23 protein-coding genes are annotated in these 25,409 nt (G+C 67.0%); 10 read left to right on the top strand and 13 right to left on the bottom strand.

All coding sequences use genetic code 11. The features are described from left to right. Positions 1–4: 4 nt before the first annotated feature. Together CK944_RS08450 and CK944_RS08445 are read right to left on the bottom strand one after the other, a co-directional pair. The gene (locus tag CK944_RS08450; RefSeq protein ID WP_371411658.1) at positions 5–1,228 is read right to left on the bottom strand and encodes a UbiH/UbiF/VisC/COQ6 family ubiquinone biosynthesis hydroxylase; all 1,224 of its coding nucleotides are present in this window, start codon (positions 1,226–1,228) and stop codon (positions 5–7) included. Then, the gene (locus CK944_RS08445; RefSeq protein ID WP_103172616.1) at positions 1,218–2,123 is read right to left on the bottom strand and encodes an SDR family oxidoreductase; all 906 of its coding nucleotides are present in this window, start codon (positions 2,121–2,123) and stop codon (positions 1,218–1,220) included. The genes CK944_RS08450 and CK944_RS08445 overlap by 11 nt, the downstream gene beginning before the upstream one ends. 92 nt (positions 2,124–2,215) lie before the next feature. Here CK944_RS08445 and CK944_RS08440 point away from each other — a divergent pair, with 92 nt between their 5' ends. The 3 genes from CK944_RS08440 to CK944_RS08430 all read left to right on the top strand — a co-directional run bounded on the left by CK944_RS08440 (position 2,216) and on the right by CK944_RS08430 (position 5,249). Beyond that, complete coding sequence (locus CK944_RS08440) at positions 2,216–3,694, top strand: AMP nucleosidase (protein WP_103172615.1); 1,479 nt, start codon at positions 2,216–2,218, stop codon at positions 3,692–3,694. Positions 3,695–3,843: 149 nt separating this feature from the next. Continuing rightward, positions 3,844–4,134 carry an HU family DNA-binding protein gene (locus CK944_RS08435; protein WP_103172614.1) on the top strand — a complete coding sequence of 97 codons (291 nt, stop codon included), beginning with the start codon at positions 3,844–3,846 and terminating at the stop codon, positions 4,132–4,134. Between the two features lie 209 nt (positions 4,135–4,343). Further along, positions 4,344–5,249 (top strand): DMT family transporter, encoded by a 906-nt coding sequence (locus CK944_RS08430; protein WP_103172613.1) that lies wholly within the window; start codon positions 4,344–4,346, stop codon positions 5,247–5,249. Here the strand turns inward: CK944_RS08430 and CK944_RS08425 are convergent. Further along, entirely contained in the window at positions 5,246–5,818 is a 573-nt protein-coding gene (locus tag CK944_RS08425; RefSeq protein ID WP_103172612.1) for a glutathione S-transferase family protein, read from the bottom strand. The two genes, CK944_RS08430 and CK944_RS08425, sit on opposite strands and share 4 nt — an antisense overlap. Positions 5,819–5,881: 63 nt before the next feature. Between CK944_RS08425 and CK944_RS08420 the strand changes: the two genes are divergently transcribed. Genes CK944_RS08420 through pdeM form a run of 5 tightly spaced genes read left to right on the top strand, consistent with a single transcriptional unit; the run spans position 5,882 to position 12,197 of the window. Then, positions 5,882–6,586, top strand: coding sequence for a YafY family protein (locus CK944_RS08420; RefSeq protein ID WP_103172611.1), 705 nt, complete (start codon positions 5,882–5,884; stop codon positions 6,584–6,586). Positions 6,587–6,617: 31 nt separating this feature from the next. Further along, the gene (locus tag CK944_RS08415; protein ID WP_103172645.1) at positions 6,618–7,610 is read left to right on the top strand and encodes a ligase-associated DNA damage response exonuclease; all 993 of its coding nucleotides are present in this window, start codon (positions 6,618–6,620) and stop codon (positions 7,608–7,610) included. Next, the gene (locus tag CK944_RS08410; protein WP_103172610.1) at positions 7,607–9,157 is read left to right on the top strand and encodes a cisplatin damage response ATP-dependent DNA ligase; all 1,551 of its coding nucleotides are present in this window, start codon (positions 7,607–7,609) and stop codon (positions 9,155–9,157) included. Before CK944_RS08415 ends, CK944_RS08410 begins: the two co-directional genes overlap by 4 nt. Further along, the gene (locus CK944_RS08405; protein ID WP_103172609.1) at positions 9,154–11,526 is read left to right on the top strand and encodes a ligase-associated DNA damage response DEXH box helicase; all 2,373 of its coding nucleotides are present in this window, start codon (positions 9,154–9,156) and stop codon (positions 11,524–11,526) included. The genes CK944_RS08410 and CK944_RS08405 overlap by 4 nt, the downstream gene beginning before the upstream one ends. Continuing rightward, entirely contained in the window at positions 11,523–12,197 is a 675-nt protein-coding gene (gene pdeM, locus CK944_RS08400; protein ID WP_103172608.1) for a ligase-associated DNA damage response endonuclease PdeM, read from the top strand. The genes CK944_RS08405 and pdeM overlap by 4 nt, the downstream gene beginning before the upstream one ends. Positions 12,198–12,249: 52 nt before the next feature. Here pdeM and CK944_RS08395 read toward each other — a convergent pair whose 3' ends face one another. The 8 genes from CK944_RS08395 to mutM form a co-directional block, all read right to left on the bottom strand. Continuing rightward, positions 12,250–12,999 (bottom strand): outer membrane protein, encoded by a 750-nt coding sequence (locus CK944_RS08395; RefSeq protein ID WP_103172607.1) that lies wholly within the window; start codon positions 12,997–12,999, stop codon positions 12,250–12,252. 155 nt (positions 13,000–13,154) lie between these two features. Next, a complete protein-coding gene (gene gyrB / locus CK944_RS08390; RefSeq protein WP_103172606.1) occupies positions 13,155–15,593 on the bottom strand; it encodes a DNA topoisomerase (ATP-hydrolyzing) subunit B in 2,439 nt (812 codons plus the stop codon). 94 nt (positions 15,594–15,687) lie between these two features. Beyond that, positions 15,688–16,764 (bottom strand): DNA replication/repair protein RecF, encoded by a 1,077-nt coding sequence (gene recF, locus CK944_RS08385; protein ID WP_103172605.1) that lies wholly within the window; start codon positions 16,762–16,764, stop codon positions 15,688–15,690. Next, entirely contained in the window at positions 16,761–17,879 is a 1,119-nt protein-coding gene (gene dnaN / locus CK944_RS08380) for a DNA polymerase III subunit beta (protein ID WP_103172604.1), read from the bottom strand. Before dnaN ends, recF begins: the two co-directional genes overlap by 4 nt. Before the next feature lie 80 nt (positions 17,880–17,959). Then, complete coding sequence (gene dnaA / locus CK944_RS08375) at positions 17,960–19,360, bottom strand: chromosomal replication initiator protein DnaA (protein WP_103172603.1); 1,401 nt, start codon at positions 19,358–19,360, stop codon at positions 17,960–17,962. Between the two features lie 557 nt (positions 19,361–19,917). Further along, positions 19,918–20,187 carry a 30S ribosomal protein S20 gene (gene rpsT, locus CK944_RS08370; protein WP_103172602.1) on the bottom strand — a complete coding sequence of 90 codons (270 nt, stop codon included), beginning with the start codon at positions 20,185–20,187 and terminating at the stop codon, positions 19,918–19,920. A gap of 169 nt (positions 20,188–20,356) precedes the next feature. After that, positions 20,357–21,133 carry an enoyl-CoA hydratase gene (locus CK944_RS08365; RefSeq protein ID WP_103172601.1) on the bottom strand — a complete coding sequence of 259 codons (777 nt, stop codon included), beginning with the start codon at positions 21,131–21,133 and terminating at the stop codon, positions 20,357–20,359. Positions 21,134–21,201: 68 nt separating this feature from the next. Further along, the gene (gene mutM, locus CK944_RS08360; RefSeq protein ID WP_103172600.1) at positions 21,202–22,047 is read right to left on the bottom strand and encodes a bifunctional DNA-formamidopyrimidine glycosylase/DNA-(apurinic or apyrimidinic site) lyase; all 846 of its coding nucleotides are present in this window, start codon (positions 22,045–22,047) and stop codon (positions 21,202–21,204) included. Between the two features lie 75 nt (positions 22,048–22,122). On the opposite strand from mutM, the gene ubiE reads away from it, so the two are divergent. Then, positions 22,123–22,869: a bifunctional demethylmenaquinone methyltransferase/2-methoxy-6-polyprenyl-1,4-benzoquinol methylase UbiE gene (gene ubiE / locus CK944_RS08355; RefSeq protein WP_103172644.1), complete on the top strand. Its 747-nt coding sequence runs from the start codon at positions 22,123–22,125 to the stop codon at positions 22,867–22,869. Beyond that, positions 22,866–24,404, top strand: a complete 1,539-nt coding sequence (ubiB, locus tag CK944_RS08350; RefSeq protein ID WP_103172599.1) for a 2-polyprenylphenol 6-hydroxylase — start codon at positions 22,866–22,868, stop codon at positions 24,402–24,404. The genes ubiE and ubiB overlap by 4 nt, the downstream gene beginning before the upstream one ends. A gap of 45 nt (positions 24,405–24,449) precedes the next feature. Here the strand turns inward: ubiB and CK944_RS08345 are convergent, their stop codons facing one another. After that, positions 24,450–24,794, bottom strand: a complete 345-nt coding sequence (locus tag CK944_RS08345) for a hypothetical protein (protein WP_103172598.1) — start codon at positions 24,792–24,794, stop codon at positions 24,450–24,452. Then, a complete protein-coding gene (locus CK944_RS08340) occupies positions 24,791–25,408 on the bottom strand; it encodes a hypothetical protein (RefSeq protein WP_239986007.1) in 618 nt (205 codons plus the stop codon). Before CK944_RS08340 ends, CK944_RS08345 begins: the two co-directional genes overlap by 4 nt. Position 25,409: the final 1 nt, after the last annotated feature.

Genomic DNA, 25,409 nt, shown 5'->3' with positions numbered 1-25,409 from the left:
CCCCCTACAACGCCCGTCCTGTCAGAAGCCGCGGCATCGGATCGACCGACAGCCCCGCCGCCTGCCGCATGAAGCGGCGCCGCAGGCCGGGAACGGCGCTGACCACCCCCATGCCGATCCCCCGCACGGCCGACAGCGCCGGATTGTCGCTGGCGAACAGCCGGTTCACCCCGTCCATGCCAAGCGCCAGGCTGGTGGCATCGAACCGCCGCCAGCCCTGGTATCGTTCCAGCACCAGGTCGGACCCGATATCCTCGCCCCGGCGGGCGGCATCCACCAGAACCTCGGCCAGGGCCGCCACGTCGCGCAGGCCCAGGTTCAGCCCCTGGCCCGCGATCGGATGCACCCCATGGGCCGCATCGCCCACAAGGGCCACGCGGTCGGCGACATAGCGGTCGGCCAGCGACAGGCTCAGCGGATAGGTGAAGCGCGCCCCGGCCAGCGAGATATCGCCCAGGTAATCGCCGAAACGCGGGCGCAGCACGTCCAGGAAGGCCTCGTCGGGCAGCGCCGCAATGGCGCGGGCATTGTCATGGGTTTCCGACCAGACGACGCTGCTGCGGTTGCCGGGCAGCGGCAGGATCGCCAGCGGACCCGTCGCCATGAAATACTGCTGCGCAATGCCGTCATGCGGGCGGTCATGGGCAATGGCCGCGACAAGCGCCGTCTGTCCATAATCCCATCCCTGCCGCCGGATGCCCGCGCGCGCGGCCACGCCCGACCCGCGGCCGTCGGCGCCCACCAGAAGCCGGGCGCGCAGCCGCCGGCCGTCCGACAACGCGGCCTCGACCCCCCAAGGTCCGATCTGCTGGTCCACGACCGACAGGCCCGACAGATGCTGCACCCGATCCCGCATGGCCGCCAGAAGGGCGCGATACAGGAACCGATCCTCCAGCATGTAGCCGACCGGGCCTTCCTCGATCTCGGCGCTGTCGAAATGCAGGAAGAAGGGCGCGGCCCCTTCGCCGGGGCGGCCCTGGGACGCCTTGACCTGCCGGATCGGCTGGCTGTCGCCCGCAAGCCCCGCCCAAAGCCCCAGCGCCTTCAGCAACCGTTGCGAGGCGACCGCCAGCGCATAGGCGCGCCCGTCGAAATTGTCGCCCGCGCGGTCGTCCGCAGGCCGGGGATCGACCACCGCCACGCGCAACCCCGCCTGGGCCAGGGCAAGCGCCAGCGCAGGGCCGTTCAGCCCGCCACCGGCGATCAGGATATCGGTATCAAGCTCCATTGCCGCGATCATGCACGGGTGCGGGGCGATGTCCATGCGGCGATGCGTCCTCGGCCGCCAGGATCGCGGCAAGGCCGCTGCGATAATTGGGATAACGCAGCCTGACGCCCAGGTCGTCCTTGATGCGCCGGTTCGACACCCGCTTGCTGTCGGCATAGAAGGACCGCGCCATCGGCGTCATCTCGGCCTTGTCGAAAGGCATCTCGGGCGGCTGGGGCAGGCCCAGCAGGGCCGCCGCATGGGCCAGCACCTCCTGGGGCGGGGCCGGGTCGTCGTCGCAGAGGTTATAGGCGGTCCCCGGCGCGGGCCGGTTGATCGAGGCCAGCAGCACCTGGGCGATATCCTCGGCATGGATGCGCGAAAAGACCTGGCCCGGCTTGATGATCCGCCGGGCGGTGCCGTTTCGCACCTTTTCGAACGGCCCCCGGCCGGGACCATAGATCCCCGCCAGCCGGAAGATGTGCAGCGGCAGCCCCGCCTGGTCGGCCAGGGCACGCCAGTCGCCTTCGGCCCGGATTCGGGCCGCCCCGCGCGGGCCGGTGGCGTCAAGTGCGCTGTCCTCGTCCACCCAGCCGCCGTTGCGGTCGCCATAAACCCCGGTGGTCGACAGATAGCCCAGCCAGAAGGGCCGCGCCCGGGCCAGATCATCGCGGAAGGCAGCCAGGACGGGATCGCCCTGCGGCCCGGGTGCGGCGGAGACCAGGACCGCATCGGCCGAGGCGATCTCGGACCGCAACCGTTCCTCCTCCCCCGGCCACAGGACCGGCTGCGCGCCCGCCGCCACCACCCGGTCGGGATCGTTCCGGGTGGTCCCCGTGACCTGCCAGCCCCGCGCGCGAAGCAGGGGCGTCAGGAAGCCCGCCGAATAGCCGTGACCGAAAACAAGCATCTTCATGACGGCACGGTAACCGTCCGGCAGTCGGGACGCCAGACGCTTGCCTGCGGCTGGTCCGGCTGGCAGGGTCGGAACAAAGAAGGATAACAAGAATGGATACGGATCCCCGCTACCTGCCGGTCGAATCCCCCGACACGCCGGGCCGCCAGCAGTTCACCGATGCCGCCGCCGCCGTCGCGCATCTGCAGGCGCTTTATGCGCAGGCGACCGGCTTTCTGCTGAACCGCTTCACCAGGGCCCTGGAAGGCGACAAGCCCACCGCCCGGTATCGCGCCTATTATCCCGAGCTGCGCCTGACCGTGACCACGCATCCGGCCGTCGATTCGCGCCTGGCCTTCGGCCATGTGGTGGCGCCCGGCAGCTATTCCGCGACGGTCACCCGCCCCGACCTGTTCGGCAACTATCTGCGCGAGCAGATCGGATTGCTGATCCGCAACCACCGCGTTCCCGTGACCGTGGGGGTCAGCGACACGCCCATGCCCGTCCATTTCGCGGTGGCCGCGCAAAGCGACCTGGCGGTGCCGCAGGAAGGCGTGCTGGACTTTTCGCTGCGCGATGTCTTCGACGTGCCCGACCTGAACACCATGAACGACGACATCGTGAACGGCGTGGCCGGGCCGATGCCGGACGGTTCGCTGCATCTGGCGGCGTTCACGGCGCAGCGCATCGACTATTCCCTGGCGCGTCTGCAGCATTACACGGCGACGGCGGCGGAACATTTCCAGAATTTCGTGCTGTTCACCAACTATCAGTTCTATGTGGACGAGTTCGAAGCCTTTGCCCGCCGCGTTCTGGGCAACCCCGATCTGGGCTATGACAGCTTCGTGGCGCCGGGCAACCAGGTGATCACCGATGCGGATACGCCCCTGGCCACGCTGGCCAAGCTGCCGCAGATGCCCGCCTATCACCTGAAGCGCGCGAACGGGCAGGGGATCACGCTGGTCAATATCGGCGTGGGGCCGTCGAACGCCAAGACGGCGACGGACCACATCGCGGTTCTGCGGCCCCATGCCTGGCTGATGGTCGGCCATTGCGCGGGGCTGCGCAACAGCCAGCGGCTGGGCGATTTCGTGCTGGCCCATGCCTATCTGCGCGAGGATCACGTCCTGGACGCCGACCTGCCGGTCTGGATCCCGCTTCCCACCCTGTCCGAGGTGCAGGTGGCCTTGCAGGAAGCCGTGGCCGAGGTGACGCAGCTTGAAGGCTATGAACTCAAGCGGATCATGCGGACCGGCACGGTGGCCACCATCGACAACCGCAACTGGGAACTGCGCGACACGCCGATCCATCGGCTGTCGCTGGCGCGGGCCGTCGCGCTGGACATGGAAAGCGCCACCATCGCCGCCAACGGGTTCCGGTTCCGGGTGCCCTATGGCACGCTTCTGTGCGTCAGCGACAAGCCGCTGCATGGCGAACTGAAGCTGCCGGGCATGGCCACCGACTTTTACCGCACCCAGGTCGCCAACCACCTGCTGATCGGCATCCGCGCCATGGAAAAGCTGCGCGAGATGCCGCTGGAACGGATCCATTCGCGCAAGCTGCGGTCGTTCAACGAAACGGCCTTCCTTTGACCTTGCGTCAACCGGTCACAAGCCCTCCGCTTTGGCAGGAAACGGCGAAAAAGGCTTGATCTGTTGGGGAAAACGGTGTGTAGCAGGCGATATGCCGCAAACGGCGCCATCCATAGGCCCCGCAGAACCGGGCAAGAGGAGACAGATCAATGGCTGACAAACCGATGACCAAGACCCAGCTGGTTGCGACCCTGGCCGAGGAGATGGGTTCGGACAAGAAATCGGCATCCGCCGCGCTGGACGCGATCGCTGCCGTTGTGTCCCGTGAAGTCGCCGCCGGCGGTTCCGTGACGATCCCGGGCATCGGCAAGATCGCCTGCCGCGCCCGCCCGGAACGCCAGGTCCGCAACCCGCAGACCCAGGAAATGATGACCAAGCCGGCCGACAAGCAGGTCAAGGTGACGGTCGCCAAGTCGCTGAAGGACAGCGTCAACAGCTGATCCCTGCGACGCCGCAGATGACAGGGCCGTGCCGCCGGGCGCGGCCTTTTTCGTTGGCCCGGCAGGGTCCGCGACGGATGCAAGCAAAATGCCTAGGGAAGGCATGTGTTCGACTAACACGGTCCTTGATCGCGGGATTTCGGTATCGGCCCTTCCCGCCGCCGCCATGACCTGCTAGCCCTTCTGCATCATCTGCAAACGAGGCCGGCATGGACATTCGCGCAATCCTCATGGGGGTGTTCTTTGCGGTGATGTGGGCCTCGGCCTTCACCTCGACCCGGATGATCGTGACCGAGGTGCCGCCGCTGTTCGCCCTGGCCTTGCGCTTTGCCCTGTCGGGGGTCATGGCGGTGGTCATTGCCTTGCTGATGGGCCAGACTTGGCGCGCGCTGACGCGGGCGCAGTGGCGGGCGGTGGTGATCCTGGGGCTGTGCCAGAATGCGCTGTATCTGGGCCTGAACTGGGTGGCGATGCAGTGGATCGAGGCGGGGCTGGCCTCGATCATCGCGGCCACCATGCCGCTGATCGTGGCCGCGCTGGGCTGGATGCTGATGGGCGAACGGCTGCGGCCCATGGGGGTGGCGGGCCTGGTCCTGGGCCTTGCCGGGGTGGCGATCATCATGGGCGCGCGGCTGCAGGGCGGGGGCAGCGATCCCGTGGGCATCGTGATGTGCTTTGCCGCCGCCCTGGCGCTTGCCGTCGCCACGCTGACGGTGCGCGGGGCCAGTTCGGGGGGCAACGTCATGATGATCGTCGGCTTGCAGATGCTGGTCGGATCCGTGACCCTGTGGTGCATCGCCCCCATCCTGGAGGATTGGCATGTCGATCCCAATCCCAGGCTGGTCTGGGCCTTCCTTTACACGGTGATCGTGCCAGGCCTTGTCGCCACCTGGGTCTGGTTCAAGCTGGTCGGCCGGATCGGCGCGGTGCGGGCGGCGACATTCCATTTCCTGACGCCGTTCTTCGGGGTCGCCACGGGCGCGGCCTTGCTGGGCGAACGGCTTGCCATGGGCGACGTGATCGGCGTCGGCGTCATCATGGCCGGCATCCTGGCGGTGCAGCTGTCCAAGGCGCCGGCCCCCGTGGTTCCCGTCAGGCCCGCCCCGCCTGCCTAAGGCGCGCGCATCCGGTCGGCGCAGCGATCCGCCCAGTCCCTGACCGGGGGCGTCATCGGCATCGCTTCGCCAAAGAAGATAAAGGGCGAGGCGCAGAGCAGGTCGGCGGCCGAGAAATCCTGCCCCAGCAGGAAGGGACCGTCCGTCAGGGCCTCTCCGATCCGAGCCAGCATCGCGTGGTGGTCGCGAAAGGTCGCCTGCAGCGCGGGATGGTCGATCCCCAGGTAATGCAGCAGGGACACCGGCTCGATCACGCCCTGGTAATAGAACAGCCAGGACAGGAAGGCGCCGCGTTGCGGATGGCCCACGGGGCGGCCAAGACCGCTTTCGGGAAAGCGGTCGGTCAGCCAGGTGATGATCGCCCCCCGTTCGCGGACATGGTCGTCCCCATCGACCAGATAGGGCACCTTGCCTTCGGGATGAGGGTTCCTTGGGTCGCGGCTGCCGCTGCCGTCCTGGCGGGGGATCGTCACCTCGACGATGTCGATCCGGTCGCGGATGCCCATCAGGTCGATCAGGGTGACGATGCTGTCGGACCGGCTGTCGGGGGCGTGATAAAGCGTGGGCACGGGCTTGTCTCCGGGGTTGGTGTCGCGACAGGATAGCGCAAAGCCCTGACAGAAGGTGACAGCATGGCCCGCACCGACCGCCTGATGCGCCTGATGGATGCGCTGCGCCGCCTGCCCGGCCCCGTCACCGCCGCGCGTCTGGCCGAGGAAACCGGCGTGTCGCCCCGCCAGCTTTACCGCGACATCGCCACCCTGCGCGCGGGCGGCGCGCTGATCGACGGGGCGGCGGGCCTTGGCTATACCCTGACCGAGGATCCGGCCCTGCCGCCGCAAAGCTTTTCGCGCCTTGAGATCGAGGCGTTGCGCCTGGCCGTCGAAGCGCTGGCCGGGATCGGCGACGAGGATCTGGTTCGGGCGGGACGCGACGCCTTGGCGCGGATCGTGGCGACGCTGCCCGAACGCCAGGCGCGTCAGGCCATGCACGCGATCATGCGCTGTTTCCTGCAGGGCCCCGACCGCGCCGCGCCGCAGGTCGATCTGGCGCTGATCCGCGCGGCCTGCTGGGACGAACAGGCGCTGCTGATCGATTATCTGGACCTGAACGGCGCGAAGACGCACCGGGTGATCTGGCCCTTGGGCCTGTCCTATTCCGACCAGTCGCTGATGCTGCTGGCCTATTGCCGGTTGCGCATGGATTACCGCGTCTTCCACGTCAACCGCATCGCGGCGGCCAGCCTGACCGGCGCCAGCTTCCGCCCCCGGCGCGTGGCGCTGGTGCGCGATTATGCCGATGCCCACCGGGAACACGTCCAAGCCGCGAGGCGTTGATTTTCATGGAATGTTCACCATCTTGGTTTCCATGCGCGCCGATCAGATCCTGCACCCCACGCCGGCTGGGCTTTACTGTCCCCCTGGCGATTTCTACATCGACCCGGTCCGTCCGGTGCATCGCGCGCTGATCACCCATGGCCATGGCGACCATGCCCGGTCGGGCCACGGCGCGGTCCTTGCCACGCGCCAGACGCTGGAGATCATGGCGATCCGCTATGGCGAGGATTTCGCGGGCCAGCGGCAGGCGGCGGACGAGCCGCTGCGGATCGGCGACACCACCGTCAGCTTTCATCCGGCGGGGCATATCCTGGGTTCCGCGCAGATCGCCGTGCAGCCGGATCATGGGCCCAGGATCGTGGTTTCGGGCGACTATTGCCGTCACCCGAACCCGGTCAGCGCGCCTTATGAACCCGTGCCCTGCGACATCTTCGTGACCGAGGCGACCTTCGGCCTGCCGGTCTTCAAGCATCCCGACCCGGCGGGCGAAATGATCCGCCTGCTGGCCAGCATGGCCGAATTTCCCGAACGCCACCACCTGATCGGCGCCTATGCTCTGGGCAAGGCGCAGCGGCTGATCATGCTGGCGCGACAGGCGGGGATCGACGGTCCCATCGCCATCCACGGCGCGCTGCAACGATTGTGCGATTACCATGTGGAACAGGGCATCGACCTTGGCCCCCTGGTGCCTGCCACCGCGAAACAGGTGGACGCGCAACTGGTGATCGCGCCGCCCTCGGCCTTTGCATCCGCCTGGGTGCAGCGGTTCCGCGACCCGGTGATCGGCTTTGCGTCCGGCTGGATGGCGGTGCGGGCGCGTGCCCGGCAAAGGGGTGTCGAACTGCCCCTGGTCATCAGCGACCATGTGGACTGGCCGCAGGTCACGCAGACCATCCGCGAACTGGCCCCGCAAGAGGTCTGGATCACCCACGGGGCCGAGGACGGGCTGCTGCGCTGGTGCGAATTGCAGGACATACCCGCCCGCCCGCTGCGGCTGGTCGGCTATGAGGACGAGCCGGAATGAGGGCCTTCGCGAACCTGCTGGAACGCCTGGCCTTCACGCCCGCGCGCAACGCCAAGCTGCGCCTTCTGCGGCATTACCTGGAACAGACGCCCGACCCCGATCGCGGCTTCGCTCTGGCCGCGCTGACGGGCGATCTGAAGCTGCGCACCGTGACGCCGGGCCTTTTGCGCGGGCTGATGGTCGAACGCGTGGACGAACAGCTGTTCGCGCTGTCCTATGACTTCGTGGGCGATCTGGCGGAAACCATCGCGCTGCTGTGGGACAGTGACCGGGACGAGGACGTGCCCCTGCATCAGGCCGTGGCGCTGCTGTCGGATACCGGCAAGGCGGGCCTGCCCGCGGCCATCGCCGGAATGCTGGACCGGCTGGGCCCGTCGCAGCGGCTGGCCTTCCTGAAGCTTGCCACGGGCAACATGCGCATCGGCCTGTCGGCTCGCATGGCGCGCATGGCCTTGGCGGATATGGGCGATCCCGACGTGGCCCAGATCGAGGAGATCTGGCACGGGCTGACCCCGCCCTATCAGCCCTTGTTCGACTGGATCGCAGGGGGCACGCGCCCCGAACAGGCCGCCCGCGCGCCCTTCCGCCCGGTGATGCTGTCCACGCCCGTCGATCTGGACCAGCTTGGGGCCTTCGATCCCGCCGATTATGTCGCGGAATGGAAGTGGGACGGCATCCGTGTGCAGGCGATCAACGACGGCGGGGTGCGCAGGCTCTATTCCCGCACCGGAGAGGACATCGGCAACAGCTTTCCCGACCTGATCGAGGCGCTGAACTTCGACGGCACCCTGGATGGCGAACTGCTGGTCAGGCGCGGCGAGGATGTCGCCGTCTTCGGCGACCTGCAAAAGCGGCTGGGCCGCAAGCAGGTGGGCAAGGGGATGCTGGAAAGCCACCCTGCGGGCTTGCGCGTCTATGACGCCTTGATCTGGCAGGGCCGCGACCTGCGGGATCTGCCGCTGATCGACCGCCGCGCCGTGCTGGAAGGCGCGGATTTCGGCAGCAACCGCATCGACGTCTCGCCCCTGCTGGACTTCGCCACCTGGGACGATCTGGCGGCCCTGCGCGCCGATCCCCCCGCCCAGGTGATCGAGGGCGTGATGATCAAGCGCCGCGACAGCCCCTATGTCGGCGGGCGCCCGCGTGGGCCGTGGTTCAAGTGGAAGCGCGACCCGCATGTGGTCGATGCCGTGCTGCTTTACGCACAGCGCGGCCATGGCAAGCGGTCGGGCTTCTACAGCGATTTCACCTTCGGCCTGTGGGACGCGGACCAGCTTGTCCCGGTCGGCAAGGCCTATTTCGGCTTCACGGACGAGGAACTGCGCGAACTGGACCGCTTCGTGCGCAACAACACCATCGAACGTTTCGGCCCCGTGCGATCCATCGCGCCCAAGCTGGTGCTCGAGGTCGCCTTCGAAGGGCTGAACGCATCCGGCCGCCACAAGTCGGGCGTCGCCATGCGCTTTCCCCGCATCAGCCGCATCCGCTGGGACAAGCCGGCCATCGAGGCCGACCACCTGTCCACGCTGAAGGCCATGATCCCGTGACCCTTCCGCCCGAATTCCAGGACTGGTTCGCAGCCCAAGGCTGGCAGCCGCACCCGCATCAGCTGGATCTGCTGGCGGCGCAGGGCGACACGCTGCTGATCGCGCCGACCGGGGGCGGCAAGACGCTGGCGGGTTTCCTGCCCTCGCTGGTGGCGCTGAAGGACGGGCACAAGGGGCTGCACACGCTCTATGTCTCGCCCCTGAAGGCGCTGACGGCGGACATCGCCCGCAACCTCGCGCGCCCGGTGGCCGAGCTGAACCTGCCCGTCCGTGTCGAGGATCGGACCGGCGACACGCGATCCTCGCAACGCGCGCGGCAAAGGGTCGATCCGCCGCAGATCCTGCTGACCACGCCGGAATCGCTGGCCTTGATGCTGTCCTATGAACAGGCGCCGCAGATCTTCGGCAGCCTGCGCCGCGTGGTGCTGGACGAACTGCACGCGCTTGCGGAAAACAAGCGCGGCGATCAGTTGATGCTGTGCCTGGCGCGGCTGCGGAGCCTTGCCCCCGATCTGACCGCCACCGGCCTGTCCGCCACGGTCGAGGATCCGCGCGCCTTGGCCGATTTCATGGGCGGCGCGGCGATCATCCATGCCGATCCCGGCCCTGAACCCGACATCGCCATGCTGGCCACCGCCCGTCCCGCGCCCTGGTCGGGCGGCGGCGGCCATTACGCCGTCCCCGAGGTTCTGGCCGAGATCAGGCAGGCCCGCACCACCATCATCTTCATCAACACCCGCGCCCAGGCCGAACTGTTCTTCCAGGCCCTGTGGGCGGCCAATGACGACAACCTGCCCATCGGGTTGCACCATGGCAGCCTGGCCCGCGAGGCCCGCCAGCGGGTCGAGGCCGCGATGGCCGCGGGCGAATTGCGCGCCGTCGTGGCGACGGGCAGCCTGGATCTGGGCATCGACTGGGGCGCGGTCGATCTGGTGATCCAGGTGGGCGCACCCAAGAACGTCAAGCGGCTGGTCCAGCGGATCGGGCGGGCGAACCACCGCTACAACGCGCCCTCGCGCGCGCGCATCGTGCCCGCCAACCGATTCGAGGTGGTCGAATGCATCGCCGCCCTTGAAGCCGTCCATGAACACGACCTTGACGGCGATCCGCGCGGCCCCGGCCCCCTGGACGTGCTGTGCCAGCATATTCTGCTGACCGCCTGCGCGGGGCCCTTCGATGCCGACGCGCTGCTGGCCGAGGTTCGCACCGCCGGACCCTATCGCGGGCTGACGCGGGCGCAGTTCGACGACTGCCTGGATTTCGCCGCGACCGGGGGATACGCCCTGCGGGCCTATGACCGCTGGCAGCGTCTGATGCAGCGCGACGGGCTGTGGCGTCTGCGCGATCCGCGCGCGGCCCGCGACCTGCGCATGAACGTGGGCACCATCGTCGAGGCCGAGATGCTGAAGGTCCGGTTCCGGCGCGGCGGCGGCCTGCTGGGCGAGGTCGAGGAAGGCTTTGCCGCGACCCTGGTGCCCGGCGACACCTTCCTGATCGGCGGGCAGACCGTCAGGTACGACGCCCTGCGCGAGATGGTGGTCGAGGTCACGAAGCAGCCCACCAAACAGCCGCGCATCGCGCTTTATTCCGGGATGAAGCTGGCGACATCCACGCAATTGTCGCACCGGGTCCAGGCGCTGATCGGCGACCGGTCGCGCCACTGGGTTCTGCCCCCCGATACCGCCGACTGGCTGGCCATGCAGGCCCGCATCAGCACCCTTCCACAGCCGGGCGTCCTGCTGAGCGAGAGCTTTCCCTTTCAGGGCAAGTGGCATTTCGCGCTTTATGGCTTTGCCGGGCGCAATGCCTTGCAGACACTGGGCCTGTTGATGACCAAGACGATGGAGGATGCGGGCCTGGGTCCCCTGGGCTTCATCGCCACCGATTACGCGCTGCTGATCTGGTCGCTGGACCCGGTGGCCGATCCCGCGCCGTTGCTGGACCGCGACGCCCTGCGCGCGGGCCTGGGCGACTGGCTGGCGGGCAATGCGGTGATGAAGCGGACCTTCAAGAATGTCGCGGTGATCTCGGGCCTGATCCAGCGCAACATGCCGGGGCAGCGCAAGTCGGGCAAGCAGGCGACCTTTTCCAGCGACATTCTTTACGATACCTTGCGCCGCTATGACCCCGACCATCTTCTGCTGCGCATCACCGCAGATGAGGCGCGCCGGGGCCTTGTCGATTTCGACCGGATCGAGGAGATGCTGAACCACCTGCCCCATCACGACCACCGCATGACGGGCCGCGTGACACCCCTGGCCGCGCCCTTGCTGCTGGAATACGGCCGCGTGCCGATCACCGGCGCCGGGCGCGACCGCCTGGCCGAGGCCGAGGCCAAGGCTCTGATGGCCGAGGCGGGCCTGGCATGAGCCATGCCTTCGACTTCGCGGGCCATGCGCTTCAGGCCCGGCCATCGGGCGCGCTTTACTGGCCTGAACGCCGCTGGCTGATCGTGGCCGACCTGCACCTGGGCAAGTCCGAGCGCATGGCCCGGCGGGGCGGATCCCTGCTGCCGCCCTATGAGGTTCTGGTGACGCTTGACCGGCTGGAAGCCGAGATCGCCGCCACCGATCCGGCCGCCGTCGTCAGCCTGGGCGACGGCTTCGACGACGATGCCGCCGCCCTGGCGCTGCCGGATGCGCTGTGCGACCGGCTGCGGAACATGGCCTGGGGCCGCCGCTGGATCTGGGTCAGCGGCAACCACGATCCCTCTCCGGTCTGCCCGCGCCTTCCGGGCGAAACGGTGGAGGAACTGGATGACGGGCTGGTCCTGCGCCACCAGGCGGGGCAGGGACCGGACGTGTCGGGACATTTCCACCCCTGTGTCCGGCTGGCAGGCGACCGGCGACGCTGTTTCCTGGTCGGACAGGACCATCTGATCCTGCCCGCCTTTGGCGCCTATACCGGCGGGCTTGCCATCGACAGTCCCGTGCTGGCGGGCCTGGTCCCGCAAGGCATCGCCATCGCCTGCGGCAGCCGTGCCCTGGCGGTGCCTGTGGGCCATCCGATGCGCAGCGGCACATCGCGCCGCAGGTCGTGAAAAAGCCGGGCCGCCGCAGGCGCCCGGCTTTTCATCCGTGGACAGGATCGGATCAGAAGCTGAAGTTCACGCCGACCTTGACGTTGTGATGCTCGGGCGTGGCGCGCGTCAGGATCGTCGGGTCGTCTTCGAAGTCATAGCTGACCTCGGTCTTGCCGAAGTTGCGGTACTGCCATTCCGCAAAGACCGACAAGTTGTTGCGCAACTTGCGTTCGACGCCAAGACCCAGCGAGTAGCCGGTTTCGGAATAGCTTTCGGTGATGCTGTTGTTCAATCCGCCAAGCTTGTAGTCGAAGTCGCCGTGAACGACGCCCGCCGTGCCATAGACCAGGGTCTGCGGATCGACGGTGTAGCCCGTCTTGAACTGCAGGCCGGCGATGTAGTTCACCGAGGATTCGACGTCGAAATTGACGCCGTCGACGCTGACGCGGTCCGAGGCGTCGATGCTGCCGCCCTCGACCCACAGTTCGGGACCGAAGACCCAATTCCCGCGCTGCCAGCGATAGCCTGCGTGAAGGCCCGCGTTCAGACCCTTGAGATCCACACTTCCCAGGTCATTCGCACGGTCGATCAACGCTCCGCCTTCGAGCAGGTCCAAACCGATCTCGTCATCGCTGCCGAAGGCATAGCCGATCGAGCCGCCGGCATAACCACCAGCCCAGTTGCCGACAGGTGCGGCTTCGATGACGGGTGCGGCCACCACCGGATCGGCGACCGGGGCAACATAGCCGCCGGCAAGGGCGCCAGATACGCCTGAGATCAGGCCAAGGGCGGAAATCGCCAGGAACGAGGAATAACGCATCTAAACCTCCTTCTTCGAGGAAATCTCAGCAATTGCGCAAGTTTCCCAATGATCACGAGAATAAGCGCGATTTGTATGTCCTGCGATCATACAGTCCATGCGTTCAAACCGGAACCCCGCGCCTTGAACAAAGGCGCGGCATTTTCGCAACAGGCTCAGGTGTCCAGGTTCTCGACGCTCAGCGCGTTCTGCTGGATGAATTCGCGGCGGGGTTCGACCACGTCGCCCATCAGCTTGGTGAACAGATCCTCGGCCTCGGCCACGTCCTCGATGCGGACCTGCAGCATGGTGCGCGCGCCGGGATCCAGCGTGGTTTCCCACAACTGTTCGGGGTTCATCTCGCCCAGACCTTTGTAGCGTTGCAGCGACAAGCCCTTTTCGCCTTCCAGGAAGATCGACTGCAACAGGCCCAGGGGACCGAAGATCGGCTGGTCGCGGTCCTTGCGCACCAGACGGGCGCCCTGGCCATAGACGTCCTGCAGGGCCTGGGTCATTTCGCCCAGGCGGCGGCTTTCGGCGCTGCGCAGCATCTGCCCGTCCAGGGTGCGGCTTTCCTCGACCCCGCGCAGGGTGCGGGTCAGGCGGATCCCTGCGTCCTGCGTGGGGCGTCCGGTCCAGCCGCGTTCGTATTCCTCGGCGATCATATCCAGGCGGGCGGCAACCGCATCGGCCGCGCCCTGGGCATCCGCGTCGATGCGGCCCGGCAGAAGCGCACCGGCAATGGCCGCCTGTTCGGTGATGTGGGGCGGGTAATGCGTCGGATAGGCACGCAGCAGGCGGCGGGCAATGCGCGCCTCGCCCACGACGCGGGCCAGGTCCGCACCCACGATCTCCTCGCCCGAGGCAAGGCGCAGCACCGCACCCTCGACGCCCTGCTGGATCAGGTAATCCTCCAGCGCGGCCTCGTCCTTGAGATAGACCTCGGACCGCCCGCGCGACACTTTGTAAAGCGGCGGCTGCGCGATATACAGGTGACCCGCGTCGATCAGTTCCGGCATCTGCCGGAAGAAGAAGGTCAGAAGCAGCGTGCGGATATGGGCGCCGTCCACGTCGGCATCCGTCATGATGACGATCTTGTGGTAGCGCAGCTTGGACAGGTTGAATTCGTCGCGCCCGATCCCCGTGCCAAGCGCGGTGATCAGCGTGCCGATCATTTCCGACGACAGCATCCGGTCGAAGCGGGCCCGTTCCACGTTCAGGATCTTGCCGCGCAGGGGCAGCACCGCCTGGTTCTGGCGCGACCGGCCCTGCTTGGCCGACCCGCCCGCCGAGTCACCCTCGACGATGAACAGTTCGGACAGCGCCGGATCCTTTTCCTGGCAATCGGCCAGCTTGCCGGGCAGCGAGGCCACGTCCATGGCCGTCTTGCGGCGCGTTAGTTCGCGGGCCTTGCGCGCCGCCTCTCGGGCCAGGGCGGCCTCGATGATTTTGCCGACGATGGATTTCGCTTCGGCGGGGTTTTCCTCGAACCACTCGGCCAGCTTTTCGCCTACCAGGTTCTCGACCGCCGGGCGGACCTCGCTGGAGACCAGCTTGTCTTTGGTCTGGCTTGAGAACTTGGGATCGGGCACCTTGACGGACAGCACGCAGGTCAGGCCTTCGCGCGCGTCGTCGCCGGTGAAATCCACCTTTTCCTTTTTCGCGATGCCGCTGTCCTGGGCGTATTTCGTGATGACGCGCGTCAGCGCGCCCCGGAAGCCCGCCAGATGGGTGCCGCCGTCACGCTGGGGGATGTTGTTGGTGAAGGGCAGCACGGTTTCATGATAGCTGTCGTTCCACCACATCGCGACCTCGACCCCGATGCCGTTCCGCTCGCCGGTCATGAAGATCGGCTCGGGCATGACGGCGGTCTTGGACCGGTCGAGGAACTTCACGAATTCCCGCACGCCGCCTTCATAGTAAAGCTCGGTCTTCTGCACCTCGGCATGGCGTTCGTCTTCCAGGATGATGCGGACGCCGCTGTTCAGGAAGGCCAGTTCCCGCAGGCGGTTTTCCAGCGTCTTGTACACATATTCCAGGTTGCTGAACGTGCCGTCCGGGTGGGTGGTCTTGGCGGATGCCAGGAACCGCACCTCGGTCCCCTTTTCGCCCGGCGCGGCATCGCCCACCACGCGCAGGGGTTCGACCGTGTCGCCTTTTTCGAACCGGGCGTAATGTTCCTTGCCATTGCGCCAGATGCGCAGTTCCAGCCAGTCCGACAGCGCGTTCACCACAGACACGCCCACCCCGTGCAAGCCCCCCGACACCTTGTAGGAGTTGCTGTCGAACTTGCCGCCCGCGTGAAGCTGGGTCATGATGACCTCGGCCGCGGAAACGCCCTCGGTCGGGTGCATGTCCACGGGGATGCCGCGACCGTTGTCGCGGACGCTGACGCTGTTGTCGGCGTGGATCTTGACTTTCACATAGTCGGCATGACCGGCCAGGGCCTCGTCGATGCCGTTGTCCACGACCTCGGTCACCATGTGGTGCAGGCCCGATCCGTCGTCGGTGTCGCCGATATACATGCCGGGCCGTTTCCGGACGGCTTCCAATCCCTTGAGAACCTTGATGGAATCGGCGCCGTATTCGGCGGTCTGCGCGGCTGTTGCGGTCATGGGTGAATGTGTCCTGTTCCTGTAGCGCCGATATAAGCATTCCGGCAGCCAAAGTCACGGGAAAGACGGGATTTTTCTGCCTTTTTGGCAGGGTTCAGCCGGTCGTTTCGGTGGCCTGCGACCGCCCCTCTGTCTTGGTCACCGAAAGGCGGCGCGCCCGCGGTCCCAGGCTGTCGAAAAGCTCGGCCCCGGTGCCGGTCAGCAGGCTTTGCGCGGGCAGGCCGCAGATGCGGTCGTAAAGCGCCGCGCGGCGGTCGGCGTCCAGATGGGCCGCGACCTCGTCCAGCAGCAGCACGACCGGCTGGTCGGACAGGGCGCGGGCATTGGCCAGGATCAGCGACAGCAGAAGCGCCTTCTGTTCCCCCGTGGACGACAGCGCGGCGGGCATGTCCTGCGGCCCCCAATGGGCGCCCAGATCGGCGCGATGCGGACCGGTCAGCGTGCGGCCCGCCGCCATGTCGCGCGGGCGCATGGCGGACAGGCGGTCGGCGATGCTGCCTTCGTCGGGATCGTCGGCCTGTCCCTCGCCCGGCAGCAGGGCCAGGACGGCGGCGGGGAAATCGCCGCCGTCCTGCGCGGCCATGATCGCCTGCAGGGCGTCGCGGCGATTGCGGGTCAGGGCGGCCCCGGCCTCGGCCATCTGCGCCTCCAGCGCGCGATACCAGCCCGGATCGCCGATCTGGTCCTTTAGCAGGCGGTTGCGTTCCCGCATCGCCCGGTCATAGGTCAGGGCCAGGTCGGCATGGTCGGGATGCAGGCTCAGCGTGACGCGGTCCAGGAAACGGCGGCGTGCCTCGGGCGGGTCGGACCACAGCCGGTCCATGGCGGGTACCAGCCAGATGATCCGCAGCAGGCGTCCAAGGGCCGTCTGCGCCACCGGCTTGTCGTCGATGCTGACGCCGCGCGGCTGGCCCGGCGGGGCCACGGTCTCGACCGGGCGGCCGTCGATCATGGCCCGGATCCGCCAGCCCGCATCCTTGCCCTGCCGGGCCTGGTCGGGCGCGGGCACGGCCCGCAGGCCGCGGCCCGGTGCCAGCATCGACACGGCTTCCAGGATATTGGTCTTGCCCGATCCGTTCGGGCCGAAGATCGCCAGGGGCCGGTGGTCCAGATCCAGGTCAAGCCGGGACCAGGACCGGAACTGCGCAAGTGAAAGACGGGTAAGCGTCACACCCGCATCGGCATGACGACATAGACGGCGCTTTGATCGCCGCCTTCACGGATAAGCGCCGCATCGCCCGAGCCGTTGAACAGGAACACCGCATTGTCGCGGTCCACCTGGGACGCGATTTCCTGCAGGTATTTGGCATTGAAGCCGATCTCCAGCGGATCGTCGGCATAGGCCACGATCAACTCCTCCTCGGCCGCGCCCGCGTCGGGGGCATTCACCGACAGGATCAGCCGGTCTTGGTCCAGAGCCAGCTTGACCGCACGGGACCGTTCGCTGCTGACGGTCGCCACACGGTCCACCGCGCGGGCGAAGTCGGTGGCGTCCACTTCCAGCTTGCGGGCGTTGTTCAGGGGGATCACGCGCGAATAATCGGGGAAGGTCCCGTCGATGACCTTGGAGGTCAGCGTCAGCGTGGGCGTGGCGAAGCGCACCTTGGTCTCGCTGACCGAAACCGCGATATCGGTATCGTCGTCGTCCAGCAGCTTGCGCAGTTCCGCGACCGTCTTGCGCGGCACGATCACGCCCGGCATCTCGTCCGCGCCGACCGGCAGGGGCGCGTCGATCCGCGCCAGGCGGTGCCCGTCGGTCGCCACGCAGCGCAGCATCGGCTGGCCGTCAACCTGCGCCACATGCATGTAGACGCCGTTGAGGTAGTAGCGCGTCTCCTCGGTCGAGATGGCGAATTTCGCCTTGTCGAACAGCCGGCGCAGCAGGTCGGCCTTGGCCTTGAAGTTGACGCTGTACTCCGAGGACGCCATCACCGGGAAATCCTCGCGCGGCAGGGTCGCCAGGTTGAAGCTGGACCGCCCGGCCTGCACCGACAGCCGGCCTGCGGCCTCATCCGTGCTGATCTGCACCAGGGCGCCGTCGGGCAGCTTGCGCGCGATCTCGTTCAGCATCACCGCGCTGACAGTGGTGGCGCCGGGGCGTTCGACCTGGGCGGGGGCCTGGTCCACCACCTCGGTGTCCAGGTCGGTGGCGCGGAAGCTGACGCCATCGGGCGTGGCCTCGATCAGGACGTTGGCCAGGATCGGAATGGTGTTGCGACGTTCCACAACCGACTGGGCCTGAGACACGGCCTTGACCAGAACCGCACGCTCGATCGAGAATTTCATCGCTTTTCCCTGTGCCTTCGGCCATCCGGCCCGTGAACGGACCTGATTTGTAACCAGACCGACGCGCCCTCACAAGTCGCTTATGCTTCCAGCAGGCGCTTGAGAAGGGCGACATCCTCGGCCAGGGCGTGATCCTCGGTGACCAGTTCCTCGATCTTGCGGATCCCGTGCATGATCGTGGTGTGGTCGCGCCCGCCGAAGCGGCGCCCGATTTCCGGCAAGGACCGGCTGGTCAGCTGTTTCGCCAGATACATCGCGATCTGGCGGGGCCGGGCCACGTTGCGGGCGCGCTTGGGGCCCACCATGTCGGCCAGGCGGATGTTGTAATGTTCCGCCACCTTGCGCTGGATGTCGTCGATCGAGATTTTGCGGTCGTTGGTGCGCAGGATGTCGGCCAGGCATTCCTGGGCCACCTCCAGCGTGATCTCTCGGCGCAGAAGGCTGGCATGGGCGAACAGGCGCTGCAGCGCGCCTTCTAGAACGCGGACGTTGGTGGTGATGCGGTTGGCCAGGAATTCCAGCACGCCGGTGCCGATTTCCAGATCCGGCTGCTGGGCGCGGAAGCCTTCGGTCTTGGATTGCAGGATGCCCAGGCGCAGCTCATAGGTCGTGGGATGCAGGTCCACGATCAGCCCGCAGGACAGGCGCGACTTGATCCGTTCCTCGAGCCCCTTGATCTCGGCGGGGGCACGGTCGGCGGAAATCACGATCTGCTTGCCCTGATCGACCAGGGCGTTGAAGGTGTGGAAGAATTCTTCCTGTGTGCTGTCCTTTCCGGCGATGAACTGCACGTCGTCGACCATCAGCATGTTCACGTTGCGGAACATGCCCTTGAAATCCATGATGGTGCTTTCGCGCAGCGCCTGCACGAAGCGGTACATGAACTGTTCCGCCGACAAATACAGCACCTGCGCCATCGGGTGGCGCGTCTGGTAATCGTGGGCGATGGCATGCATCAGGTGGGTCTTGCCCAGGCCCACGCCGCCATAAAGGAACAGCGGGTTGAAGCCCACGGGCCCGCCCTCGGCCACGCGGCGCGCGGCGGCATGGGCCAGTTCGTTGGGCTTTCCGACGATGAAATTGCCGAAGGTATAGCGGGGATCGAGTGGTGCCCCTAGGTCGGTGCGCCCCACCCGCGCCGTCGCGGGCGCCGCGGCCGAGGCGACGGGCCGCATGGGCTTCGCAGGCGCGGCAGCGGCAGCGGTCGGCGCAGGCGCGGGGCGGGCGCGGCCGGGCGCGGTCTGCGGGACCACATCGAACCGAAGCCTTTCGACGGGCTGGCCGTGGCGGCTGAGTTCCCCAAGGATGTCCTTGGCGAAGTGGCGGTTGACCCAGTCCGAGATGAAGCGCGTCGGGCTTGCGAAATGCGCGATTCCCGCATCCACGCCCGTCAGGCGCAGCGGCTTGATCCAGTGGTTGAAGTTGTTCGGTCCCACGCTTGTTTCAAGCGCGGCGCATGCCTGGCCCCAAATCTCGTCCATGGTCTTGCCCTATCTATCCTGTCCCCAGCCTTCGCCGGACCTTCCGGCGAAACAGGATCCGCGACGCGGGTCGGATGGCTGAACTGCAGACAACACCCCATCCTGCGGCCCAAGACGGGTCACATGACGGGGCCTGCGCCCGAGTTCAAATCCTAGACACGAGCTTCCATGCAGCCAGTGGCAGCCGTCTGCAAGAATCTCGAGGGCTTGCGGGGCGCCTGATGCCCCGGTGCCCGACCTGTCGATGCGGAAAAATCCGCCGTCCGACAGGCCCGTCCCCAACACAGCGACGTGAATCGCATCATCAGGTTATCCATGGCGCCGCTGGGGCTGCAACCGAACTCTGCGCTTGACAAAGCCTTTGCCGGATCGAATCTCCGAGACCCTTGACTCAAAAGGAAAGAATCTTGAACGCCTTGATATGTAGGCATTTTTGCCACATTGCGCAGGTGCGGCAAAGAAAAATCGGGCGCGGCAAGGAACCGCACCCGATGTCTGGAATCGCACTTCGCGGGGCCGTGATTTCAAGCGGATTCCGCCCCGGAAGGGCGCAAGGATCAGACCGCCGACAGTGCCTTCACGCGCGACGCCAGGCGCGAGATTTTCCGCGATGCAGTATTCTTGTGGACCACGCCCTTGGTCACGCCGCGCATCAGTTCGGGCTGTGCCGCCTGCAGGGCCGCCTTGGCCGCATCGGCATTGCCGGACGCGATGGCTTCTTCCACCTTGCGGATGAAGGTGCGGATGCGCGAGCGGCGGGCCTTGTTGATGTCGGTGCGACGCTCGATCTGGCGGGCGCGTTTCTTGGACTGGGGCGTATTGGCCATGGGTTCTGGATCCTATCGGTCTTTCAGCGTTTCGTTCGCGCAAAAGACCCAAGGAACCGCTTCACGGAGAAGCGGTCATGATTCTTGCCTAAGCGGGCCCACGCGCATGTAAGCCGGGGCGTATAGGGCATGGCGCCCGAAAAGGAAAGCCCTAAAAGAAGGCCTGGAATCAGCGGTCGCGGAACTGGGCTTCGCGCTTTTCCAGGAAGGCGGCCATGCCTTCCTTCTGATCCTCGGTCGAGAACAGCGCCTGGAAATTGCGGCGCTCGAACAGGATCCCTTCGGTCATGGTCGTCTCATAGGCGCGGTTCACGGCCTCCTTCGCGGCCTTGACCGAGATCTGGGATTTCTCGGCGATCTTGCGGGCGGCGGCCATGGCCTCAGGGATCAGCTTGGCTGCGGGCACCACGCGGCTGACCAGCCCCGACCGTTCCGCCTCGGCCGCGTCCATGAAGCGGCCGGTCAGGTGCATGTCCATGGCCTTGGACTTGCCCACGAAGCGGGTCAGGCGCTGCGTGCCGCCGATGCCCGCGATGACGCCCAGGTTGATCTCGGGCTGGCCGAACTTGGCGGTGTCGGATGCGATGATGAAGTCGCAGATCATGGCCAGTTCGCAGCCGCCCCCCAAGGCATAGCCGCTGACGGCGGCGATGATCGGCTTGCGGATGCGGGTGATGGTGTCGATCTTCGCGCCGAACAGATCCTCGTCATAGGCGTCCACGAAGGTCTTGGTGGACATCTCCTTGATGTCGGCGCCGGCGGCGAAGGCCTTTTCGCTGCCGGTCAGCACCACGCAGCGGATCTTGTCGTTGCGGTCGGCGTCCAGCAGGGCCTGGCCCAGTTCGGTGATCAGCGCGGTGTTCAGCGCGTTCAGCGCCTCGGGGCGGTTCAGCCGGATCAGGGCGACGCTGTCCTCGATCTCGACGATGATGGTTTCATAGGCCATGGCTGCGTCCCCGTTGCGATGCGTTCGCGGCGGACCCTATCAAATGCGCGGCGGGAAAGCCAAGCGGCCTAGCGCTGGCAGGCCGGGCAGAAGAAGCTGGACCGCCCGCCCTGCACGATCCGGCGGACCGTGCCCGCGCAGCCGGGGGTGGGGCAGGGCGCGCCCTCGCGGTCATAGACGCGGAAGCTGTGCTGGAAATAGCCCAGTTCGCCGCTGGCCTGCCGGTGGTCGCGCAAGCTGGATCCGCCCGCCGCGATGGCATCCGTCAGCACGTTGCGGATATGGCCGACAAGCGCGGCGATGCGCGCACCCCCGATGCGCCCCGCCGCCCGGCGCGGGTCGATGCCCGCGCGGTGCAGCGCCTCGGACACATAGATGTTGCCCAAGCCCGCGACGATCCGCTGGTCCAGCAGCGCCTGTTTCACCGGCACCCTGCGCCCCGCAAAGGCCGCGGCCAGATAGGCGGGCGAGAAGCCGTCGTCGAAGGGTTCGGGCCCCAGGTGATCCAGCAGCGGATGGGCCGAGCCCTCGCGGATCAGGTCCACCATGCCGAAGCGGCGGGCGTCGTTGAAGGTGATCGTGCTGCCGCCTTCCGTCACCAGCACCACATGGTCGTGACGCGGCAGGATCGCCGGATCGCGGTGGAAATCGCCAAGGCTGCCGCCCTGGACCAGCATCCGCCCCGACATGCCCAGATGCATCAACAGCGTGCCGCCCCGGTCCAGATCCGCCAGCAGGTATTTCGACCGCCGCCGCAGCGCTGTGACGGTGGCCCCGGTCAGCACCTGAACCAGATCGACCGGCATGGGCCAGCGCAGGTCGGGGCGTCGAACTTCGGCGCGCGCGATGCGTTGGCCTTCCAGGTGCGGCAACAGGCCGCGGCGCACGGTTTCGACTTCGGGCAGTTCTGGCAATTACAGTCCTCTCGCTGCATTGTGCGCAAGGCGCGTCGGGCTTATCTGGCGATGAAACAGGTGAACGGCAAGCGTATGAGCGACAAGAAGCAGACCCATTTCGGTTTCCAGACCGTGGACGAGGATGCCAAGGCCGGGATGGTCCACGGGGTCTTTTCATCCGTCGCGTCCCGATACGACCTGATGAACGACCTGATGAGCGCGGGCATCCACCGCGTCTGGAAGAACGCGATGATGGACTGGCTGGCCCCGCGCGACGGCCAGCACCTTCTTGATGTCGCTGGCGGCACCGGCGACGTGGCCTTCCGCTTCCTGGACCGCGCGCCGGGCGGGCGCGTCACGGTCTGCGACATGACCGAATCCATGCTGGTCGAGGGGCGCAAGCGCGCCGATGCCGTGGAAAAGGGCGACCGGCTGGCCTGGGTCACGGGCGATGCGATGGCGCTGCCTTTCGCAGACAACAGCTTTGACCGCTATACGATCAGCTTCGGCATCCGCAACGTCACCCGCATCCCCGACGCCCTGGCCGAGGCGTATCGCGTGCTGCGCCCCGGCGGGCGGCTGATGGTGCTGGAGTTCAGCCAGATCCCGGTGCCCGCGATGCAATGGGCCTATGACCGCTATTCCTTCAACGTCATCCCGGCCATGGGCCAGGCGGTGACGGGGGATCGCGACAGCTATCAATACCTGGTCGAATCGATCCGCAAGTTTCCCGACCAGGACAGCTTCGCGGACATGATCCGGGCCGCTGGCTTCGACCGGGTCCAATACCGCAACCTGTCGATGGGCATTGCAGCACTCCATTCGGGCTGGAAGCTGTGAGGGGTCCGCATAACCTTTTGCGCCTGATCCGGACGGGCGCCACCTTCGAACGCACGGGCGCCATGCGCGCGGTTCTGGATGCGGTCGAAGCCCCGCCCCGGCTGCGCGTCGCCGCCCGCGTGCTGGGCTGGCCCTTCCGCTGGCTGGGCTACAAGGGCGATCCGAACCTGCCGCCGATCACGCGGGCGATCACCGCGCTTGGCCCCGCCTACATCAAGTTCGGCCAGATCCTGTCCACCCGCGCCGATGTGGTGGGCGTCGAGATGGCCCAGCAGTTGCGGATGCTGCAGGACCGCCTGCCGCCTTTCCCGACCGAGATCGCCAAGGACATCATCCTGGCCGACCTGCGCCAGCCGGTCGATCTGCTGTTTTCGGAATTTTCCGAACCTGTGGCTGCGGCGTCCATCGCCCAGGTCCACCGCGCCCGGATCCGCGAAACGGGGCAAGAGGTCGCGGTCAAGGTGCTGCGCCCCGGCATCGCCGGCGCCTTCCGCCGCGACATCGACGCCTTTCACTTTGCCGCGGGCATCATCGAATTCCTGTCGCCCGGCAGCCGGCGGTTGCGCCCGCGCGACGTGGTGCGCCATTTCGAATCGACTGTCACCGCCGAACAGGACATGCGGCTGGAAGCGGCCAATGCGTCCGAATTCGCGGAAAACACCAAGGACGATGCGGGCTTCGCCGTTCCCCAACCGCATTGGCACCTGTCCTCGCGCCGGGTGCTGACCTCGGACTGGGCGGAGGGGCTGCCGATGGGCGATCGCGCGGCCCTGGTGGCGGCGGGGCACGACACCAGCCGGATCGCCGCGCGGGTGATCCAGCTTTTCCTGCAGCACGCCTTGCGCGACGGCTTCTTCCATGCCGACATGCATCACGGCAACCTGAAGGTCGGGGCCAATGGCGATGTCATTGCCTATGACTTCGGCATCATGGGCGAGATCGACGAATACACCCGCCGCATCTATGCCGAGATCCTCTATGGCTTCATCCAGCGCGATTACCGCCGTGTGGCCCGCGTCCATTTCGAGGCGGGCTATGTCCCCCGCGACCGGGACGAGGCGCAGTTCGCCCGCGCCCTGCGTGCTGTGGGCGAGCCGATCTTCGGCGCCGATGCCAGCCGGATTTCCATGGCGAACCTGCTGGCCTATCTGTTCGAGGTGACGGAACGCTTCGGGATGCAGACGCAGACGCAACTGATCCTGCTGCAACGCACCATGGTGGTGGTGGAGGGCGTGGCCCGGTCTGTCGATCCGCAACTGAACATCTGGGACGCGGCCAAGCCGGTGGTGTCCGATTACATCCGGTCGAACATCGGTGCCAAGGCGCTGGCGGGCGACATGGCGCGCGTGGCGCAGACGGTCGGGCGATACGGCCCGCTGCTGCCGCGCATCGTGGAACAGGCCTTGTGGGAACGCGCCCACCCCGAGGACGCGCGCTTGGTCCAGCCCATCCTGGTCCGGCGCGGGGCGCCCGTCTGGCTAGCGGTGGTGCTGGCGCTGGGGGCGGGTGCGGCCCTGGGGGTGGCGCTGGTCTGAGGGGCCGGTCCGCCGGCCCTTGGATTCACCGCGCGAAGGGATGGTTCAGAAGCACAGGATCTCGGCTTCGGCCTCGGCGCGCTTCAGCCCGGCCACGATCTCGGTCAACTGGGCCATGCTCTTGAACATGCCGGACCGTTCGCCGGTGGTCTGCTGCATCCGCAGGACGGTTTCGGCCTGGACGTAATCGTCATAGGGCAGCACCTCGGCGATCTGGTCGATGGCGCAGGAACAGCGGTCCAGCATGTCGCGGGTCTGGCCGTTCGTGGCCATGCAGGCAAAGACATATTCCGCCCGCGCGTTGGTCGGGTAATCGTTCACCGCCTGCGCATGAGCCGAGGGGGCGGCGGCGGCCAGGGCCGTGCCAAGCGCGATCAGACGCAGCTTCATTGCAGGGCCATCCGGTTCACATAGCCGGGCATGTCGCCCTGGGTTTCGGCGCGCAATTCGCGGATCGGCTGCTTGGGATCGTCCAGGACGAAGGTCAGGGTCAGCGTCTCGAACCCCTTCATGCGGGCTGCATTCGGATCCTCGGCGAAGGGGGTGAAGGTGGCGACCGATGCCTCGCCCTGGCGGGCGATCTGGCCGCCGCGGAACAGCGCGTCCTTGATGCGGTTGCGGATGTAATGCGGGCTGCCGCCGGTCAGTCCCGCCATGTCGCGGGCGGTTTGTTCCAGAAAGAAGGTCAGCACCGGATCGCCCCCCGAGATCGGGAAAGGCCCGATCTGACGTGTCCGGCTGTCGGTCTTCTGGGTCAGTTGCAGGACCGGCTGCTGGTCGGACGGATCGACGACCTCGGCCAGGGTCACGCTGCCATCGTCGATGCGCAGGAAGCCGGGCGCATCCGGCCCCTCGACATGGACGGACCATTGCAGTTCCTGCCCGCCCAGCGACCAGGGGCCGCGTTCGGCAAAGACGGCATCCCCTGCCTCGCCCGCAAGGGCATGGCCCGTGCTCAGCGCGGACAGGCCCAGCCACAGGGCCGCGGCAATGGCTTTTCTCATG

Source organism: Paracoccus sp. SY (genome assembly GCF_002901215.1).
Taxonomy (GTDB): Bacteria; Pseudomonadota; Alphaproteobacteria; order Rhodobacterales; family Rhodobacteraceae; genus Paracoccus; species Paracoccus acridae.
Note: the sequence above shows the minus strand (reverse complement) of the source record. Positions and strands in the feature narration are given on the sequence as shown.